The sequence below is a fragment of the Lewinella sp. IMCC34191 genome (assembly GCF_003390935.1).
Lineage (GTDB): Bacteria > Bacteroidota > Bacteroidia > Chitinophagales > Saprospiraceae > Neolewinella.
Genome location: NZ_QNQZ01000007.1, coordinates 250624 through 269120, shown reverse-complemented (window position 1 = coordinate 269120; position 18497 = coordinate 250624). Strand labels below are relative to the sequence as shown.

Annotated in this window: 18 protein-coding genes; 12 read left to right on the top strand and 6 right to left on the bottom strand. The window is 57.2% G+C overall.

What is annotated here, in order from left to right:
- Positions 1 to 153 precede the first annotated feature (153 nt).
- Together DRW39_RS14990 and DRW39_RS14985 are read right to left on the bottom strand one after the other, a co-directional pair.
- A complete protein-coding gene (locus DRW39_RS14990; RefSeq protein ID WP_116107869.1) occupies positions 154 to 516 on the bottom strand; it encodes a hypothetical protein in 363 nt (120 codons plus the stop codon).
- Between the two features lie 139 nt (positions 517 to 655).
- Positions 656 to 1741: a chemotaxis protein CheB gene (locus tag DRW39_RS14985; RefSeq protein ID WP_116107868.1), complete on the bottom strand. Its 1086-nt coding sequence runs from the start codon at positions 1739 to 1741 to the stop codon at positions 656 to 658.
- A gap of 117 nt (positions 1742 to 1858) precedes the next feature.
- Between DRW39_RS14985 and DRW39_RS14980 the strand changes: the two genes are divergently transcribed.
- From DRW39_RS14980 to DRW39_RS14950, 7 genes are all read left to right on the top strand, one after another.
- Positions 1859 to 2959 (top strand): dipeptide epimerase, encoded by a 1101-nt coding sequence (locus tag DRW39_RS14980; protein WP_116107867.1) that lies wholly within the window; start codon positions 1859 to 1861, stop codon positions 2957 to 2959.
- On the top strand, positions 2956 to 4338 hold the full coding sequence (gene fumC / locus DRW39_RS14975) for a class II fumarate hydratase (RefSeq protein WP_116107866.1): 1383 nt from the start codon (positions 2956 to 2958) through the stop codon (positions 4336 to 4338). Before DRW39_RS14980 ends, fumC begins: the two co-directional genes overlap by 4 nt.
- A 38-nt stretch (positions 4339 to 4376) precedes the next feature.
- Positions 4377 to 6395 (top strand): vWA domain-containing protein, encoded by a 2019-nt coding sequence (locus DRW39_RS14970; protein WP_116107865.1) that lies wholly within the window; start codon positions 4377 to 4379, stop codon positions 6393 to 6395.
- Between the two features lie 75 nt (positions 6396 to 6470).
- Positions 6471 to 7739, top strand: a complete 1269-nt coding sequence (locus DRW39_RS14965) for a dihydroorotase (RefSeq protein ID WP_116107864.1) — start codon at positions 6471 to 6473, stop codon at positions 7737 to 7739.
- Complete coding sequence (locus DRW39_RS14960; protein WP_116107863.1) at positions 7724 to 8677, top strand: glycosyltransferase family 2 protein; 954 nt, start codon at positions 7724 to 7726, stop codon at positions 8675 to 8677. Before DRW39_RS14965 ends, DRW39_RS14960 begins: the two co-directional genes overlap by 16 nt.
- Positions 8670 to 9113, top strand: coding sequence for a nucleoside deaminase (locus DRW39_RS14955; RefSeq protein WP_116107862.1), 444 nt, complete (start codon positions 8670 to 8672; stop codon positions 9111 to 9113). The genes DRW39_RS14960 and DRW39_RS14955 overlap by 8 nt, the downstream gene beginning before the upstream one ends.
- 81 nt (positions 9114 to 9194) lie before the next feature.
- Positions 9195 to 9728, top strand: a complete 534-nt coding sequence (locus tag DRW39_RS14950) for a hypothetical protein (protein ID WP_116107861.1) — start codon at positions 9195 to 9197, stop codon at positions 9726 to 9728.
- Here DRW39_RS14950 and gmk read toward each other — a convergent pair.
- Both gmk and DRW39_RS14940 read right to left on the bottom strand, forming a co-directional pair.
- Complete coding sequence (gene gmk, locus DRW39_RS14945; protein ID WP_116107860.1) at positions 9725 to 10306, bottom strand: guanylate kinase; 582 nt, start codon at positions 10304 to 10306, stop codon at positions 9725 to 9727. The two genes, DRW39_RS14950 and gmk, sit on opposite strands and share 4 nt — an antisense overlap.
- Positions 10296 to 11189: a YicC family protein gene (locus DRW39_RS14940; RefSeq protein ID WP_116107859.1), complete on the bottom strand. Its 894-nt coding sequence runs from the start codon at positions 11187 to 11189 to the stop codon at positions 10296 to 10298. Before DRW39_RS14940 ends, gmk begins: the two co-directional genes overlap by 11 nt.
- 236 nt (positions 11190 to 11425) lie before the next feature.
- Between DRW39_RS14940 and DRW39_RS14935 the strand changes: the two genes are divergently transcribed.
- From DRW39_RS14935 to DRW39_RS14925, 3 genes are all read left to right on the top strand, one after another.
- Positions 11426 to 11740 carry an HU family DNA-binding protein gene (locus DRW39_RS14935; RefSeq protein WP_116107858.1) on the top strand — a complete coding sequence of 105 codons (315 nt, stop codon included), beginning with the start codon at positions 11426 to 11428 and terminating at the stop codon, positions 11738 to 11740.
- Positions 11741 to 12538, top strand: coding sequence for a tetratricopeptide repeat protein (locus DRW39_RS14930; protein WP_116107857.1), 798 nt, complete (start codon positions 11741 to 11743; stop codon positions 12536 to 12538).
- Positions 12539 to 13200: 662 nt separating this feature from the next.
- Positions 13201 to 14754: an Rne/Rng family ribonuclease gene (locus DRW39_RS14925; protein WP_116107856.1), complete on the top strand. Its 1554-nt coding sequence runs from the start codon at positions 13201 to 13203 to the stop codon at positions 14752 to 14754.
- A gap of 69 nt (positions 14755 to 14823) precedes the next feature.
- On the opposite strand, the gene mscL is transcribed toward DRW39_RS14925, so the two are convergent.
- Complete coding sequence (gene mscL, locus DRW39_RS14920) at positions 14824 to 15243, bottom strand: large-conductance mechanosensitive channel protein MscL (RefSeq protein ID WP_116107855.1); 420 nt, start codon at positions 15241 to 15243, stop codon at positions 14824 to 14826.
- Between the two features lie 55 nt (positions 15244 to 15298).
- The gene (locus tag DRW39_RS14915) at positions 15299 to 15730 is read right to left on the bottom strand and encodes a DUF4293 domain-containing protein (RefSeq protein ID WP_116107854.1); all 432 of its coding nucleotides are present in this window, start codon (positions 15728 to 15730) and stop codon (positions 15299 to 15301) included.
- Between the two features lie 67 nt (positions 15731 to 15797).
- Between DRW39_RS14915 and DRW39_RS22525 the strand changes: the two genes are divergently transcribed.
- Positions 15798 to 17795, top strand: a complete 1998-nt coding sequence (locus DRW39_RS22525; RefSeq protein WP_198664902.1) for a peptidylprolyl isomerase — start codon at positions 15798 to 15800, stop codon at positions 17793 to 17795.
- Between the two features lie 5 nt (positions 17796 to 17800).
- Complete coding sequence (gene nfi / locus DRW39_RS14905) at positions 17801 to 18493, top strand: deoxyribonuclease V (RefSeq protein WP_116107853.1); 693 nt, start codon at positions 17801 to 17803, stop codon at positions 18491 to 18493.
- Positions 18494 to 18497: the final 4 nt, after the last annotated feature.

Below are 18497 nucleotides of genomic sequence, written 5' to 3'. Positions count from 1 at the left end.
AGTCGATTACCATGAGAGAACACAATAGTAGCAAACATTCCCTTACCGGTCGGCTAGAAAGAATGAGCCCCCCTCGCTAAAATAGAGCGAAGGGGGGTCTCATCATTAGGTATGTCTCAAAGCTGTGTTTAAAAGTGTCGCGTTCGGGCTGGATTAGTATGTATAGTTTGTCCAAATTGCCTGCCACCGGTGGAGGTAGCGTCCGTCTTTACACGTATCGCTGATCATCATAGCCCCCAGTTTAACCTGGTAGGAAATGACTTCGGGAAGCAGCGCGTTGTGCAGAACTTCCAATTCCTTTCTGAATTCACCGTCGGCGCGTTCAAGTTCCCGGCGAAAGTAAGCCAGCTTCTGTCGCGTGATCCGCCAGGTTTGCAGTAATTCGGAACGCAAAGCCTGAGGCATGGGAATATCTTCAGCCATGGCTACCACTTTTGCGGATTGGCTGTCCAGTCGGTTGATATAGGCGATGGTTTTGTTTTGAAAGTCGGGAGAGGTGTCTTGAAATACGGACATAAGGGCAGTGTTTACGTCCATCATAATCGCAAATACCGTGCCACTATTCTAACAAACTGGTTATCAGTTTCTTACAAATTAGTTAAATTTATCAAAGACACAATTTGTTAAATCTAATGAGATGACACAGCGAAAATTATTATATGTCGTTATTTATTAAATGAGATGATTCCGCCTGCTCTTTGTTCTCTGCCCCTAGATATTCATCGGCAGACAGGTCGGATAGCTCAATGACTCGCTGCACCTCCTTTGCTTTTCGCTGCAGGCTTTTCGCCTGCTCCTTCAAGTTCTCGGCGGTAGATGACTGGCCGTGCGCCTCCATTTTTTGGGCCATCTTGTTGAGTAACAGGTTGCTTTCCTCTAGGCCCCGCATCACCTCCCACATGCTTTTCTCTACATTATCCTTTATGCTGGCCAGTAAGGATTCGGCCGTATGCGCGTGCCCCGTATGGCAGCGATAGCGCAGCAGTTTCCCTTCTTCGAATTGCGTTAACGCACCGTGACATTCCGGACAGGCTAAGGCGGAAGGCTTGCCCTGTTCCAGGATTCCCATATTTAAACCATTTTTTCCTTTAGCAATCTCGAGTTCAATCTCCAGCAGCTTTTCTTCCGAAATTCCGATCTCCCGCTGTGACTCCACGATTTGCCGGCGAGACACCTCCCCTATTTTCTTCCCTATGTCTGCCGCAGAGAGTACGTAGTCAACGTCAGTGTACCGCATTACGCCCTGCGGCATGTCCGGAAACATAGCTTCCTCCGGATCCTGGACGATTGCCGTTCCACCATACCGCTTTATGGACCACATGCCGGAGGTTCCGTCGTTCAATGCACCGCTCAGGACGACACCGATCACCCGCTCTTGGTAGGCATTGGCGGCAGAACGAAACAGCGTGTCCACCGCCGGCCGGAACCGGTTTTCCCGGGGACCCTTGGAAACGATCACCATCCCGTCCTCAACCATTAAGTGCCGGTCGGCGCGGGCGACGTAAATCGTTCCGGGCATGATGGGTTCCTGATCCTCCGCTTTCTTGGTGTGAAAAGAGGTATGATTGGCCAGTACCTTGTGCAGGTTACTTTTGGAATAAGCGGGGATGTGCTGGACGACGAAAACGGCGACTCTCGCATCTTCCGGTATGTTCTTGATGACTTCCAGGATAGCCTCCACCCCGCCGGCCGAAGCACCTATCACGACAATGTTCCGGTAATTTGCGTGCAATTGCGACATAAAACAGTTTCAGGTAATAAGGTGGAATAATAAAATTAACAATTTCTTCCGTATTCCTTCGGACCTAGTCTATGTACCTATGCGTCAACATCCATCATGTTCCCTCAAACTGCATAAATGCGCGTTCGCGAAATTACCCTTTTCCCGCTACGAATCAAGCTGATCGAGCCTTTTGTTATCTCGCTTGGGCCGCTCACCCACGCTGAGAACCTGTTCGTGCGGATCCGTACCGACACCGGTATGGAAGGCTGGGGTGAGGCAAGCCCCTTTCCCACCATACACGGCGAAACATTGGACGGAGCGCTGGCCATCGGACGCTTTCTGGGTCGCCTGCTATTGGGGTCTCCGATCAATAACCACTCCGTAATTACCACCACACTCAACCGCGCGATTCACGGAAATTACGCTATCAAGTCCGCTTTCGATATGGCCCTCCATGATTTGGCGGCCCAGGAGAGCCAGCAACCGCTTTACCGGTACCTCGGAGGGACTGAAAACCGGGCTTTGCTGACCGACTATACCGTTAGTCTCGGCTCCAGCGAGGAGATGGCCGCCGCGGCGCGCAAAATCGTCGACCTAGGGTTCTCGGTCGTGAAGGTAAAATTGGGCAGGGGGGCCGAAGAAGACATCCGACGCATGGAAGCGATATCCGCAGTTGTCGGACGGGATATTCCCCTGCGTATCGACGCCAACCAGGGATGGACCTTTGAGGAAGCCGTGGTAGCACTTAGCGGAATGGAGCGATTTAATATTCAGCACTGCGAGGCGCCGATCGACCGTTCCGAATGGACACAATTACCTGCGCTCCGCCGCAAAACTTCCATCCCCCTTATGGCGGACGAGAGCTGCTGGACCGACGGGGATGCACGCCGCTTGTGCGCCATCGATGCGGTTGACCGGATCAACATCAAGCTTAGCAAATCCGGCGGATTATACACTGCCGGTCGCATAGTAGCCGGCACTACCCTCCCCCTGCAGGTGGGTGGATTCCTGGAGTCCCGACTGGGATTCTCTGCGGCCGCTCACTTCGCCCTTAGTGATCCACGGATTACGTTTTACGATTTCGACACTCCCCTCATGTTCTCCGAGGACCCGGTGGAAGGTGGTATAATATACGGAGAGGGCGGTTCGGTCCGCGTTCCGGAGACCCCGGGACTGGGCGCCCGACTACGCCCGGAATATCAACTACCTTCGCGCTCGCAAAATATCATACAATGAACACCCGTCAGGAAAAAGACAGTATTGGAACGATTGATGTTCCAGCCGACCGCTACTGGGGCGCCCAGACGCAACGCAGCTTCACCAACTTCGAAATCGGAGGACAGCAAATGCCCATCGAAATTATCCGGGCATTTGCAATCCTTAAGAAGGCGGCCGCCCGCACCAATGCTTCCCTGGGGGTGCTGGAGAATGACAAAAGTGACCTCATCGGCCGGGTAGCGGATGAAATACTGGCCGGTGACCTGGACGACGAATTTCCGCTGGTCGTTTGGCAGACCGGCTCCGGCACGCAGTCGAATATGAACGTTAACGAGGTCATCGCCAACCGCGGCCACGTCCTTTCCGGCGGGGCGTTAACCGATGCTAAGAAGGTCCTGCACCCCAACGACGACGTCAACAAGAGCCAGTCCAGCAACGACACCTTCCCCACGGCAATGCATATTGCCGCGTACGAGATGGTCATTACGAATACCATCCCCGGGGTAGAGCAACTTCGCGACACGCTGCGGTCCAAGTCCGAAGAAATGGAGTCCGTGGTCAAGATCGGCCGGACCCACTTCATGGATGCTACTCCCCTTACGCTGGGCCAGGAATTCAGTGGCTACGTCAGCCAACTGGATCACGGCCTGAAGGCACTACGGAACACCCTGGATCACCTGGCCGAACTGGCGCTGGGTGGTACGGCGGTGGGCACCGGCCTCAACACCCCAGCGGGATACGCGGAAAAGGTTGCCCAAGAAATTGCCGACCTGACGGGCCACCCCTTCCGCACCGCGGAGAACAAATTCGAAGCACTGGCCGCCCACGACGCCATCGTCGAAGCACACGGAGCCCTCAAGACCCTGGCTGCCAGCCTGACCAAGATCGGCAACGACATCCGGATGCTCTCCAGCGGACCGCGCTCCGGGATCGGAGAAATTAATATTCCCGCCAACGAGCCCGGCAGCAGCATTATGCCCGGCAAGGTCAACCCCACGCAGAGCGAAGCTCTGACCATGGCGATGGCCCAGGTGATGGGTAATGACGTAGCGATCAACATCGGGGGAATGACCGGCCACTTCGAATTGAACGTCTTCAAGCCGCTCATGATCTTCAACTTCCTGATGAGCGCCCGGTTGATCGGCGATGCCTGTCGGAGCTTCGAGCAGAACTGCGCCGCCGGGATCGAGCCGAATCGCAACCGCATCAAGGAGCACGTGAATAACAGCCTGATGCTCGTAACCGCACTGAATACCAAGATCGGCTACGACAAAGCCGCGACCATTGCCAAGAAAGCCTACGCAGACGAAACCACCCTCAAGCAAGCCGCGTTGGACCTGGGCTACCTGACGGCAGAAGAGTTTGATGCCTGGGTTCGGCCGGAGAGTATGATCTAGTCCCTTAGCCCAACCTACTGATTACTACCGTACTAACCATGTCCTTCCTATTTCCTTCCTTTCTATGGGCCCTGGGCTTGGTTGCCGTTCCGGTGATCATTCACCTGTTCTATTTCCGGAGGTTTCGGAAAGTCTACTTCAGTAACGTGCGGTTTTTGCGGGAAGTGAAAGAGGAAACCAGCATGAGGAGCCGGCTGCGCAATTTGCTGGTCCTGCTGCTACGGTGCCTGGCGGTAATTGCGTTGGTTCTGGCCTTTGCCCAACCCTTCATTCCGCTGGAGGAAGGCGTCCTGCAGGGAAGCAAAGCGGTCAGCATCTACGTCGACAATAGCTTCAGCATGGCCGCCGAAAGCGACCGCGCCCCCCTTTTGCAGGTAGCTCGCGACCGCGCCCGGGACATCGTGGAAGCGTACGGACCGGAAGACCGTTTCCAGGTGCTCACGAATGCTTTTAGCGGCCGAAACCAACGGCTCGTAGGAAAACAGGAGGCGTTGGATGCCATCGAGGAAATACGCGTCGGCCCGGAAAGTCGACTCCTCAGCCGGGTGCTGGCGCGCCAGAATTCCGTTTTGACTACCGGTAACGCGGAAAACCGGATCGTATACATGATTTCCGACTTCCAGCGGAACATCACCGACCTGGAACAAGCCGACAGCACCTTGTCCGTCAACCTGGTCCCTTTAAAAGCCGTGCAGGAGCGGAACGTGGCCATCGATTCGGCCTGGTTCGATGCGCCGGTTCCCCAACTTAACCAGAATAACTTGCTGCTGGTCCGGGTCAGGAATTACGGTGACGAAGATTTGGATAACGTCCGGTTGAGCAGCAGCTACAAGGGTCAAAGCAAACCGGAAGGGACCCTGCGCATTCCCGCCGGTGGGAACGTGATAGACAGTGTCTATCTAAACATCAGCCAGCCTGGTTCCGGATCCGCCCAGTTGCGTATTACCGACTACCCAGTAGAGTTTGACGATGTATACGAGTTGGCCTTCCGGACCATTGACCGGGTTCGGGTACTGCACATCGACGGAGACAATAGCAGCGACCGCAATCTGAGTGCCGCCCTCCAGCTGGCGGTTTTCCAGGCTACGGAGGTTACCGCTCAAAATATAGACTACGGGAACCTGGGGAACTACGATCTGCTCATCCTGACCGACCTGCCTTCCATTGCCAGCGGACTGGGAGAACAGCTCCGGCAATACATCAACGGCGGAGGTAACGTCCTGCTCTTCCCGCCCGCTAATGCCGATCTGACGACTTATAATAACTTCCTTTCCGTGCTACCCGCCGACGAATTGCAAGCTTACGAGGAGCGCCAGCGGGAGGTCAGCGGACTGAACGATGAGGAGTTCATTTTCCAGAATGTGTTCCAGGAGCGGCAGAGCGCCCTCAACCTGCCTTCTTCGCAGGGTAACTATCCGCTTACCCGCTACGGAAACCGCGGCCAGGAGGCATTGCTTACTTACCGTGACGGAAGTACGGCACTGGCCAAGTATAGCAGCGGCGATGGTAACCTGTATCTGAGTTCCGCACCCCTCGACCCCCAAGTCAATAACATTGCGCTGAACGCCGAAGTATTCATACCCATGCTCTACAAAATGGGGATCAGCAGCGGGCGCCGGCGGCCCCTGGCCTACGTCATCGGTCGGGACGAAGTGGTGGAAACCAGCCGACGCCAATCATCAGCGGAGATCGTATACAAGCTCAGGGGGCCCGGCGGGGAATTCATTCCGCAGCAGCGTGTCATCGGCGGCCGCGTCGCCCTCAGCCTCGGCGGTCAGGTGCCGGAAGCTGGGGTTTACGAACTGGTCATCGACGAGGAAACCGTGGAATCCTTCGCCTTCAATTACGACCGCACGGAATCCGATCTGAACTATTCGACGGAAGGTGACCTGCAGGACATTCCCGCGGTTACGGTGCTCGATGCCGACTCCCAGGCGGCCCTCGTCAGTGATATTCGCGAGCGGACCGAAGGCAAGCCGCTCTGGCGTTACTTTATCTGGGCGACACTCCTTTTCCTACTGGCGGAAGCACTGGTCCTCCGGTTTTGGAAAGTGTAACGACCGGACGGTCGGCTAAAGCTCCGGGCCGGAAGGATTATGCGATTTATGGCTAAATGATACCTTTGCCCCGCCATGCTCCTCCGCTCAGTAACCATCACCGACCCTAACAGTCCCTTTCACCGAAAAACGGTGGACGTGCGGATCGAATCCGGAACAATCAAGGAAATCGAGGCAGGCTTGGAAGCCGGCGAGGGCGAGGAGGTTTTTCACCGGGAGGGCGCCCGGTTAGCCCCCGGATTCGTGGACATAGGCGCTTACCTCGGTGACCCCGGTCATGAGGAGAGGGAGGATATCGACAGCCTGGTCGCCTCCGCACGGGCGGGGGGATACGTGGCCGTAGCCGTACTACCCAACACCGTGCCCGTGCGGCAAACGGTTGCGGATATGGCGTACCTCCGTAGCCGTAATCAGGGAAGCGCGGTTCATCTTCTCCCCCTGGCAGCGCTGAGTCACGATACCGACGGCCGAGACCTGACCGGGATGATGGAACTCAACGAAGCCGGTGCCGTGGCCTTTACCGACGGCCCCGGACGATCGCTTGCCGGCAGCCTGCTGAAGCGGGGCCTCGAATACAGCAAAGGCTTCGGTGGCCTGATCATAGAAAGTCCGTACGACAGCGATCTGGCAGAAGACGGACAGATGCACGAAGGAAACACCAGCGTTCAGTTGGGCCTGCGGGGTATTCCGACCATGTGTGAAACCATTCCGTTACGTCGTGCCCTTAGTATCCTTACCTACACCGGTGGCCGGCTGCTGTTGCACCTGATCTCGAGTGCGGAATCGCTCCGCTTGATCCAGGATTATGGCACCGACCCAACGGGGCTAACGGGTTGCACGGTCGGCGCGCACCACCTGAGCTTTACCGAGGAAGAACTCCAGGGTTTCGACCCCAACTTCAAAGTACTTCCCCCCATCCGCGGCGAGGAAGACCGGCGTGCCCTGCGACAGGGGGTGCTGGACGGAACCATTACGGCGGTGGCAAGCAACCACCGGGCGCTCCACCGCGAGGAAAAGGACCTGGAATTCAGCTATGCCGCTTTCGGCGCGCTCGGACTGGAAACCGCCTTCCGGCAGCAATTAGCCTGGGTGGATGGCGAGGATGAACTCGATCGGCTGATCGCGGCATTCACCTCCGGGCCGAGGGGCTTGCTGGGACTGGAGCCCGTCCGCATCGCTCCCGGAGAGGCAGCTGCCCTCACCCTCTTCGCCACTACGGGTACCGAACGCTTCACGCAAGCCGATCTGCGGGGAAAAACCCGTAACAGCCCCCTGCTCGACCGCGACCTTCCCGGCATGATTCTGGGAACGGTGAACAACGACCGCCTATGGACATCAGCGTAGTCGTTCCCTTATTCAACGAGCAGGAGTCGCTCCCGGAGCTTACCTCCTGGATCGACCGGGTGATGCAGGCCCACGATTTCAGCTACGAAGTATGGCTGGTCGATGACGGAAGTACCGACGACAGCTGGCGCGTTATTACGGAGCTCGCCGCCGCCAACGACTGCCTGAAGGGCATCAAGTTTCAGCGCAATTACGGAAAAAGCCCGGCCCTTAACGTCGGCTTTCAGTACGCGAGCGGGGACGTGATCATCACCATGGATGCAGACCTGCAGGACAGCCCCGACGAAATACCCGCCCTGTACCGTATGATCAAGGAGGATGGCTACGACGTGGTATCGGGCTGGAAGAAGAACCGGCAGGACCCGATCGGCAAGACCCTGCCTTCCAAGTTTTTCAATTACGTGACAAGAAGGGTAAGCGGCATTCGGCTGCACGATTTCAACTGCGGCCTGAAAAGCTACCGGCGCAACGTGATCAAGTCGATTGAGGTGTACGGCGATATGCACCGCCACATGCCCCTCCTGGCGAAGTGGGCCGGCTTCCGCAATATTGGCGAGAAGGTAGTGGAGCACCGCCCCCGAAAGTACGGGACTTCCAAATTCGGGCTCAGCCGTCTGGTAACGGGCTTTCTAGATCTCCTCTCCCTGATGTTCGTGGGTAAATTCGGTAAGCGGCCGATGCACCTCTTCGGAACGATCGGCACGATCATGTTTCTGATCGGGTTGATCTCCTCGATCGTGATCGGCACCACCAAGGTGTACGCCCTGGCCAACAATATGCCCATGGTGTTGGTGACGAACAACCCGTGGTTCTACATCAGCCTGACGACCATGGTGATGGGTACGATCCTGTTCGTAACGGGATTCCTGGCGGAACTGGTTGCCCGCTCCAACCCCGACCGCAACCTTTACCTGGTAGAAACGGTGCTCGATGCTTGAGGTGTACGACGATGCGTACTTCATGCGGCAGGCCCTTGCCCAGGCGCGACTGGCGGCGACCATCGGGGAAATTCCCGTTGGAGCGGTAGTGGTCTCCAATGGCCGCATCATTGCCCGTGGCCATAACCAGACGGAACGGCTAAATGACGTAACCGCCCACGCCGAGATCATCGCCCTTACCGCGGCGGCTAACCACCTCGGAGACAAATACCTTCGGGACTGTACACTGTACGTTACCCTGGAGCCCTGTCCGATGTGCGCCGGAGCGCAGGCGTGGGCCCAACTCAGCAGACTCGTGTATGGCGCCAGCGACGACAAGCGGGGCTTCATGCGCTTCGGCAGGGAACTGCTGCATCCGAAGACCAAACTGGAGTTCGGCGTCCTGCACGATGAATGCGCGGAAGTGATGACGACCTTTTTTCGGACGCGGCGTTAAACTTGGCTTAATCCCGACGCGCATTACACCTGCGCTCCGCCGCCCGGCGTATTATAGATCACCAGCAGCCGATGGCCAATTATGATCCGAATCCTTACGCTACTTTCCCTTACCGTGCTCTGTTTTACCTCCTGCGGGCCCAAATTGAGCCCCTTCACGCAGCGCCTCTACGAGGAGCAGAACTGGGGAGAAGAGGACCTTCGGCGCATCCAGTTTTACCTTTCCGAGGATGTGATCCTGCAACGGGAACTACGGAGCGGAAACTCGCAGATCCGCAACGGTACGGTACGGGTCATCAATGGGCGAGACATCGAGCAGGTCGTATTCCGGCGGAATACCCCCGGCGTCTTCACCTTCAGCCCGAAGACGCAGCGGATAGCCATCTCCTTCGAGGATGACAGCGATAATTTCCTGGTGTTCGGTCCTAACCCTAAGAACGGTGACCGCTACACCCTATTGGCCAGTGACTGGGAACGGGACAGTGGCATTATCACGTATGCCGGCCGCGAGTGGCGGGTAAGCAGCGCGGACGCATTTGCCAGCCTGCTGATCCCCCTCAAGCGACTCCGGCAGGAGGAACGCCGGGGCCGGGTGGTCGGCGGGCGCAAGATTTAGTCCGCTAGAAACTCACGCGTGACGAGTTCCGCCTCCGCCAGCGCGGTGGGCAGGTCGTCGTTGACGAGTATCCGGTCAAAGGAATCGGCGTAACCCAGCTCTACCCCCGCCCGCTCAATGCGGACGCGTAGGCTTTCTTCGTCTTCGGTGCTCCGGTCGCGCAGGCGCTGGAAGAGCACCTCCCGGGTCGGGGGGGATACGAAAACGGCCAGGCTATCCTCCGGATACTGCCGCTTGATTGTCGTGGCGCCCTTCACTTCGATGTCGAAAACGACGGTGCGACCGGCTTCCCAGATCCGGTGGACCTCTGAGTGGAGCGTTCCGTAGAAGCGACCCGGATACACTTCCTCGTATTCGACAAAGGCACCGGCCTCTACGCGGCGCGCGAATTCCTTGCGGCTGAGGAAGTGGTAGTCCACGCCGTCTTCCTCCCCGGGGCGGGGCGGACGGGTGGTGGCTGAAACGCTGAAGGCGAGTTCACCGTATTTCTTGAGCAGGTGGCGCACGATCGTGGTCTTGCCCGCCCCCGACGGAGCCGTAAAAATGAGGAGTTTACCGTGGGGCGGCTCAGGCAACATTCGCAAGCTGTTCTTTGATCATTTCGAGGTTCTCCTTCATGTTAACGACCAGTTTCTGCAGATCGGCGGAGTATGATTTCGCTCCCAGGGTGTTTATCTCCCGCCCCATCTCCTGGCTGATGAATACGAGCTTACGCCCCTTCACGTCGTCCTCGTTGTTCAGAATTTCGAGGAAGTACTCGCAGTTCTGGGCCAATCTGACCTTCTCCTCGTTGATGTCCATCTTTTCCAGATAGAACAGCACTTCCTGTTCGTAGCGATTTTTGTCTACGTTGGCCCGTCCGAGATAGTCCGCGAGATGGCGCTCCATACGTTCCCGCACCGCGGAGATCCGCTGCTCGCTGTAGTCGTCTACCCGGCTTAGCAGGTCAAGGATCTCCCGCACGCTGCCGCTTAAATCGCCGGAGAGCGCGTCACCTTCCTGGGTCCGGTAAGCCAACAGGCGGTCCAGGGCATCCGCAACGGTAGCCTGCAAGTGATCCCAGTCATTGTCGACCAACTGACCGGCACCCGATTCGATGATGCCGGGCGTACGGAGCAGTGCCGGCACCAGGCCGTCCATGGTGTGTTCGGGTAGTGGTCGGCTGCCGTGGCTGTTGAGCCGGAAGTACACCTCCTGGCTGATGGCCGAAAGCAGGGGCAGGTCGACCTTTACTTTTTGGGACCCGGTTTCGTCATCTATATCGACCGACATTTCCACCTTGCCGCGCTTGGTTGCGGCCAGGACCAACTTGCGGAGCTCCATCTCGTGGGCCTGCAAGTTGAGATTGGTGCGCAGCCGCAGGTCGCTCTGCTTGCTGTTGAGGGCTCGTATTTCGGCGGTGTAGGTTTTGCCGCCTTCGGTGCGACTGGCGCGACCGTAACCGGTCATGGATAAGAGCATGGGTGGGATTTTCGGAAGGTGCGAATATAGGAGGAAAAGGCCAGGGCGCGCTAACACCCGTATTCACTCCCGGAACGGAGGTATAGACCACTCCCACGAAAGTCCGGTAACGGGAAGGTCAATTTTGTAAGTGACTGATTTTAAAAGAAATAGTTTTTATAATTGGGCAAAACCCGCAGAAAAAGCAGATATTTGCACCGCTTTTGATAACCCGTTAAGGGAACAAAAACTACAGAATGAGAAAAGCTGATTTAGTGGCAAATATTGCCGACAAGACAGGCATCGCGAAAGTCGATGTTCTGGTATCCCTGGAGAGTTTTTTCAAGGAAGTAAAGGGAAGCCTGGCCGAAGGAGAGAACGTTTACATACGTGGGTTCGGGTCCTTTGTCGTAAAGAAGCGCGCCAAGAAGATCGGTCGCCATATTCAGGAGAACCGGGCGATTGAAATTCCCGAGCACTACATTCCGGCCTTCAAACCGGCCAAAATTTTCGTGGAGCAGGTCAAGGATAAGGTGTCTAGCCTGCCCGATGACGAAAGTGATTACGACTAGATGCGAAAAACGCAGTGGATTACCGCCGGAATTGCTCTCCTGTTGGTGCTGGTCACCTACTGGGGCTGTCCGGTGCGTCCGCCCGAGATGGAGGCCGGCTTCCAGCGGGGCCCCGTGCAGGCAACCGGTATTGAAAGCCTGATTCGGGAGGCCCACGCGGATCTGTCGCCCGCCGCCGCCGCTACCATCAGTACGCTGGAAGCGCGGCTGGAGGGGCAGGACGACGACAGCCTGCGGGTAGACTTGCTCCAGCAACTGGCCGGCGAGTGGTACCGCGCCGGGCAGCCGGCGATCTCCGGAGCCTACGCCGCCCGCATCGCCGAGATCCAGAACACCGAGGATGCGTGGGCCATTACGGCCACCACCTTCAGTTTATGCCTGAAGCAGGAAGGGATTGACGACAAGGCGCGGCAGTTTTGCAGCGCCGAGGCGGAAGCCGCTTACCAGGCCGCGATCAGCCTCAACCCCGATAACGCCGAGCACCGGATAAACCTGGCGCTCACCTATACCGACAATCCGCCACCGGACAATCCCATGAAGGGTATTCTGATGCTGCGCGAACTGGAGGAACGGTACCCCGACAATCCTCAAGTATACATTACGCTGGCGCAGCTCGCCATCCGAACCAATCAGCTGGGTCGGGCCGCCGAACGACTCGAGAAAGCCAATGCGCTGCAGCCCGGAAATCCCGACGTGGTCTGCCCCCTAGCCAAGGTGTACGAGAACCTGGGACGGAACGAGGAATCCGGCCTGTTGGCTCAGGAATGCGGGCGTTTGCTGCAGAATGCCTCCAAGTAAGAAGGGTGAGAAGGCAGGGATTCACGGCCGATTTGGCCCATCTATTCCTTTTTACCTTACCTTTGCAGACTAATGCCCGATAGAGACCTTCAATCGGACAACTTATAGAGCCTCCAATTTGTATTAATTGGTGAGTTCACTACTCAAATTGCTAACATTTAAAACGATCCAATATGCCGTGTGGAAAAAAACGGAAGCGTCATAAAATTGCCACCCACAAGCGGAAGAAGCGTCTGCGCAAGAACCGCCACAAGAAAAAGAACCGCTAGTCTTTCTAGCATCATACCCTGCGGCCGGTAGGAACCTCTCAGTAGGTACTACCGGTCGCGTACGGTTTAGAAAGCCGCATACATTAGCCTCCGCCCATTTACTTGGTAAGCGGTCCTTTTCTTGTGACCGGTTTAATACTTACCGACCCTGCTAATCCCATTTTAGTTGTCGCATTGATGGCCCAAGCCCAATGCTTCCACCAAGAAATTTCCACCACACGCCGTGGTGCGATCGCCAGGGCAACACCTTTTAACCGTTTTCAGGGACACGGGCCAAGCGTAGCTTTTCGATTACCGAACCGTGGTATGTCTTAATTGACCGGATGCACCCGCATCCCTCCGCCACCCTACCCGGCGGGGGGTATTCGTGTATCTATGTAACCCTGTTGAACAGTGGAAAAAGAAATGATCGTCTCCAGCACGGGCAAGGAAGTTGAGGTTGCCTTGCTGGAAGACGGAAAACTGGTGGAGATTCACCGACAGCGCTCCACCGACCAATTTACCGTTGGTGACGTATTTCTGGGGCGTGTGAAACGCGTTACGGCTCCCCTCAACGCCGCCTTCGTCGACATCGGACATAAGAAGGATGCATTTTTGCACTACACCGACCTGGGCCCGAAGGTTAAAACGCTACAGAAATATGCCGATCTGGCCGTCAAGGGGAAATTGAAGTCTTCCAAACTCGACAATGTCAAGTACGAGCCGGAGATCGTCAAGACCGGGAAAATCGACGAAGTCTTCAGTAAAAAGCAGGTTGTCCTGACCCAGGTACTCAAGGAACCGATCAGTACCAAGGGGCCTCGATTGAGCTGTGAGATTACTATTCCCGGTCGCTACCTGGTAGTTACTCCCTTCAGTGAAGCGGTAGCCGTCAGTAAAAAGATCAGCACCAGCGAGGAGCGTAAGCGTCTACAGCTGCTGGTGGAAAGTATCCGGCCCCAAAACTTTGGCGTGATCGTACGCACGGCCGCCGAGGGCAAAGGCGTCGGCGAACTGCTGGAAGAGATGAATGCCCTGATTGAGAAATGGCAGACCATCGTCGATACGGCCAAAAACGCCACCCCGCCCGCTAAGCTTCTCAGTGAGGTAGATAAGACTACCGGTCTCTTGCGAGACTTACTTACCCCTGACTTCACCAAGATCGTGGTCGACGACAAAAATCTGTTCGACACGATCAAGGATTATGTAAAGGATATCGCCAAAGATCGGCCCAACCTGGTTCAGTTCCACAAGTCCAGCAAGCCCATCTTCGACGCCCACGGCGTGACGAAGCAGATAAAGAGCAGCTTCGGCAAGACCGCCACCATGGCCAGCGGTGCTTACATCGTTATCGAGCATACCGAAGCGATGCACACCATCGACGTGAACAGCGGCAATAAAATGCCCAGCCAGAACCAGGCAGAGGCCGTCCTGAAGATCAACCTCGAGTCCGCCGAAGAGATCGCCCGCCAACTCCGGCTACGCGACATCGGCGGCATTATCGTGGTCGACTTCATTGATATGCGCGACGCCGAACACCGCAAAAAACTGGCGCAGACGATGCGTAACGCGATGAAGAACGATCGCGCCCAGCATACCATCCTACCGTTAAGCAAATTCGGGTTGATGCAGATCACCCGGCAGCGCGTACGTCCGGAAGTGAAGATCACGACGGCCGAAAAATGCCCCACCTGCAACGGAACGGGAAAGGTCAACGCTACGATCCTCCTGACAGACGAGATCGAACGCGACCTGAACTTCATCATGGAAGCCCGGCCGAAAGCCAAACTCAAGCTGAAGGTCCACCCCTACATCTCCGCCTACCTCAAACGGGGCCTGCCCAGCGCCCAAATGAAGTGGTACATGAAGCACTACCGCTGGCTGGACATTCAATCCGACAATGACTTTCCCATCACCACCTTCAAGTTTTTCGACGGGAAGGATGATGAGATTAAGCTGAAGAATTAAGGTAGGGTTGGGGTTGTGGGTTGTCGGTTGTCATATAAGCGACAACCGACAACCAAAAACCACCAACTCCTACAACGGACGCTTAGCCAGTTGGTCGCGGATTTGCAGGAGGATATCCTTTTCGGACGGTCCGGGATCGGGAGCGGGTGCCTTGGGCTTCGGTTCAGCCGTCATGCGGTTGTAGCTGCGGATGATCAGGAAGATGACGAAGGCGATAATCAGGAAGTCAATGACGGTCTGGATAAACTGACCGTAACGGATCGCGGCGCCTTCCTCTATCACGTTACCATCGGCATCGAGCACCGGCTCGGAGAGGGTGATGGCTAACTCGGAAAAATCAACGCCTCCTAGTGCCATCCCGATGGGCGGCATGAGGATATCATTGGTCAGGGAGGTAACGATGGCTCCAAAGGCTCCGGCGATAATGACGGCCGTGGCGAGCTCGAGCACGTTACCCTTCATAATGAAGGCCTTAAATTCCTTTAACATAAACTAGTGGTATTGAACCGATGGGTTCGGGTGAGGGGAATAAACCCGGCCCCCACTATCGCAAGCGATCGGCACTTCGCACCAGTCGCTCGTCCTTGCGGATGTAACGGGAAGCCAGAACAGCAAATATGACGGTTAAAATCGGTAAAGTCACACCAAATTGAGCGCCCGCCTGCTCGGCAGCAACGTCCTGTGACCACAGTAATCCGCCGTACGCGGCATAGGCCACCGTCAGCAAAATCGCTACCGTACATAGGATACCCTGTAATTTCCGGTTGCGGAACAGAAATATCGCGAGCAACAAGACCGCACCCGCTGCTACCACGCCACCGATGAGGACGGGGCTGTCGTATACGGTGAGCTGCGCGTCGGCAAATACATCGCTGGCGGCAACCGGGGCCGGGGTTTCGGCGGCATCGGTACCGAATAGCCCGAAGGAACAAAAAGCGGCCAGGGCCAGAAAAATGGATTGAATGCGTTGAATCATCGTTTATGGTTTGGGGTCGGCAAAGGTATTATCTTACCGCTTCTCTGAAATTTATTCCTAAATCTCCATGCTTTACCGATTTGTAGCCGCAATAGTTCTTGGTCTGGGTTTGCTGGCCTGCATCCCGCCGTCCGAGGAAACGGAAGAGCAGCCGGTGGTCGTCGACTACCAGGATCCGGTGGTCAAAAGACTGTACGAACTACAGAATGACCGGGCGGAGGATAGTCTGCGCGCGTATTTGAATGCTCCGCAAGTTACCTACCGCTACCTTGCGGCCCGGGCGCTCGGTAGCTTCCCCCGGCTCAGCCCGGCCACGATCGACAGTCTTGCCGCCCGCCTGAGCGACGAGTCGGCCGTCCGGACGCAGGCCGCCTACGCTCTCGGACAAACGGAGTCCGAACGAGCGGGCGGAATACTTGCCGGTGCCTTTGACCGCTCGGGCAACTACCTGGATTACAACGCCGCCGTACTGGCCGCCGTCGGTAAAACGGCAACGGAAAAACAAGCGCGTCAACTAGCCGGCATCACCACCTATACCGTTCAGGACACCGCCCTCATGGCCGGACGCCTGTGGGGTTTGTACTATGCGGCCCTACGCGGATACCATGGCCCGGAAGCCGATCGGGCGGTACTGGACGTCATCCGGGATCCCGCCGCGGCACCGGCGCTCCGACTGCCCGCCGCACATTACCTTTTTCGTATAGAGGTCCCCCTAGACACCGCCACCGAAGCCGAACTGATGGACATGCTCCGGCGGGAAACAGACGCCGATGTCGCTATGGGTATTATCCGCAGTGTAGGCCGTAGCGGCAACGCTTCCGCCCGGGCCGGACTGCTGCGTCAGTACGAGCAAACCGATGATTGGCGCCAGCGGGTAGAAGTCCTTCACGCCTTCCAATCCTACGAATACACTACCGTTCGCGAATCCGTGCTGGAAGCCCTGCGCGACCCCCACCCCCTGGTAGCGCGTACAGCCGCCGAATTCCTGCTGGACCAGGGTATCCCCGCCGATGCGCCCTTGTACATCCAGATGGCGCAGGACGACCTGCCACACGAACTCAGCACCCTGCTCTACCGGGCCGCCAACCGCCACCTGGCCCTCTACCTGACGGATTACCGCGATCGCATCAACAACGAACTAAGGGCCCGGTACGTCGCCGCGACGGACCCTTACGAAAAGGCCGAGATCCTGCGCGCCCTCGGTGAATTCCCCTGGATGTACCGCATCGTGTATACCTACTATCGGGATTCGGAAGAGCCCGTAGTGCGCACGGTTGCCGCCGAGACGCTGCAGGCCATCAGCGACCGGGAGGATTTCGCGGAGTTCTTCCGCGGCAGCAGCCGGCGGGTCCGTGCCGACCTGGGGCGCTACTTCCAGGAAATGATGGAAAGCGGTGAAGACGGTCCCGTCTACCACGCCGCCCAGGCCGTAGCCGCCAATCCTGACGCCTACCAATCCATGAACCAACAACGTGCCTGGATCGACGACGCCCTCAACGGGCTGCAACTGCCCAGACAGGTAGAAGCCTACCGGGAGATTTTCACGGCGCGGAATGCCCTGCGCGGTACGGATACCGCGCTGCCGGAATTAACTACAAACGATGTCCGTGCCCTCGATTGGGAAGTCGTGGCCGCCGAGGATGATCCTACCGTCAGTATCGCTACTCCCGAAGGCGATATCCGGCTCCGTCTCTGGCCCCGGGAAGCTCCGGAAACGACCGGCAGCTTTCTGCAACTCGTGGAGGAAGGCTACTACGATGGCAAGCATTTCCACCGTGTCGTGCCCAATTTCGTAGCGCAGGGGGGCGGCCCCCGCGGCGATGGTTTCGGGGCGGAAGATTTCAGCCTGCGCACGGAAACCCCCGGCCTGCACTGGGACCGGCCCGGACTGGTCGGCATGGCCAGCGCGGGGAAGGATACCGAAGGCGTGCAATTCTTCATTACCCACCGGGCTACGCCCCACCTCGATGGTAAGTATACCATTTTCGGAGAGGTAGTGGAAGGACAGGAAGTGGTCGACCGGCTCGTTCCCGGTTCACCGATCAATCGTATCAGTCGTCGCTAATTCCCATGGCCGATCCGCTCGAGCATTCCTGGCAGTTAAGCCCGCAGGACGCCGTCGACCTGCAACGCAAACTCCGGCAACGCATCGAGCTTCGTGCGGCTCCCAACCCCATCCGGTTGATTGGCGGAGCGGACATTTCCTTCAACCTGTATTCCGACGTATTCTACGCCGGGATCGTCGTGCTGGATTACGAAAGCCTGGAAGTGGTAGAAACGGTGCTGTATAAGGAAACGGTGACCTTCCCCTACATCCCCGGTTTGCTTTCCTTCCGGGAGATTCCTACCCTACTGAAGGCCTGGGAAAAGCTCGAGCGGAAACCGGACGTCACCATCGTCGACGGCCACGGCATCGCGCACCCCCGACGCATGGGCATCGCCACCCACTTCGGATTGGTCACCGACTCCCCTACCCTGGGCTGCGCGAAAAAGGTGCTGACCGGCCGGATAGCGGAAGTGGGTAAGGAAGCAGGCTCCGTCAGTCCCATTATGGATAAGAATGAATTGCTCGGCTACGCGATGCGGTCCCGGTTACGCAGTAACCCGGTATACATCTCGCCGGGTCACCTGACCGATCCGGACGGCGCGCTGGCCATCGCCCGTCACTGTCTGCGCGGCTACAAGCTGCCGGAGCCCACGCGACTGGCGCACGAAGCCGTGAATACCTTCCGAAGAAGCCAGCTGCCAACCGACGGCGAGTAGCGGT

Bases quoted from the DNA above. Each gene is read 5' to 3' on its own strand.
- DRW39_RS14955 (WP_116107862.1), top strand. From the start codon at position 8,670: ATGCTTGAGGTGTACGACGATGCGTACTTCATGCGGCAGGCCCTTGCC.
- DRW39_RS14990 (WP_116107869.1), bottom strand. From the start codon at position 516: ATGTCCGTATTTCAAGACACCTCTCCCGACTTTCAAAACAAAACCATC.
- DRW39_RS14940 (WP_116107859.1), bottom strand. From the start codon at position 11,189: ATGCTCTTATCCATGACCGGTTACGGTCGCGCCAGTCGCACCGAAGGC.
- fumC (WP_116107866.1), top strand. From the start codon at position 2,956: ATGAACACCCGTCAGGAAAAAGACAGTATTGGAACGATTGATGTTCCA.
- DRW39_RS14985 (WP_116107868.1), bottom strand. From the start codon at position 1,741: ATGTCGCAATTGCACGCAAATTACCGGAACATTGTCGTGATAGGTGCT.
- DRW39_RS22525 (WP_198664902.1), top strand. From the start codon at position 15,798: ATGCTTTACCGATTTGTAGCCGCAATAGTTCTTGGTCTGGGTTTGCTG.
- nfi (WP_116107853.1), top strand. From the start codon at position 17,801: ATGGCCGATCCGCTCGAGCATTCCTGGCAGTTAAGCCCGCAGGACGCC.
- gmk (WP_116107860.1), bottom strand. From the start codon at position 10,306: ATGTTGCCTGAGCCGCCCCACGGTAAACTCCTCATTTTTACGGCTCCG.
- DRW39_RS14965 (WP_116107864.1), top strand. From the start codon at position 6,471: ATGCTCCTCCGCTCAGTAACCATCACCGACCCTAACAGTCCCTTTCAC.
- DRW39_RS14915 (WP_116107854.1), bottom strand. From the start codon at position 15,730: ATGATTCAACGCATTCAATCCATTTTTCTGGCCCTGGCCGCTTTTTGT.
- DRW39_RS14930 (WP_116107857.1), top strand. From the start codon at position 11,741: ATGCGAAAAACGCAGTGGATTACCGCCGGAATTGCTCTCCTGTTGGTG.
- DRW39_RS14960 (WP_116107863.1), top strand. From the start codon at position 7,724: ATGGACATCAGCGTAGTCGTTCCCTTATTCAACGAGCAGGAGTCGCTC.
- DRW39_RS14980 (WP_116107867.1), top strand. From the start codon at position 1,859: ATGCGCGTTCGCGAAATTACCCTTTTCCCGCTACGAATCAAGCTGATC.
- DRW39_RS14950 (WP_116107861.1), top strand. From the start codon at position 9,195: ATGATCCGAATCCTTACGCTACTTTCCCTTACCGTGCTCTGTTTTACC.
- mscL (WP_116107855.1), bottom strand. From the start codon at position 15,243: ATGTTAAAGGAATTTAAGGCCTTCATTATGAAGGGTAACGTGCTCGAG.
- DRW39_RS14970 (WP_116107865.1), top strand. From the start codon at position 4,377: ATGTCCTTCCTATTTCCTTCCTTTCTATGGGCCCTGGGCTTGGTTGCC.
- DRW39_RS14935 (WP_116107858.1), top strand. From the start codon at position 11,426: ATGAGAAAAGCTGATTTAGTGGCAAATATTGCCGACAAGACAGGCATC.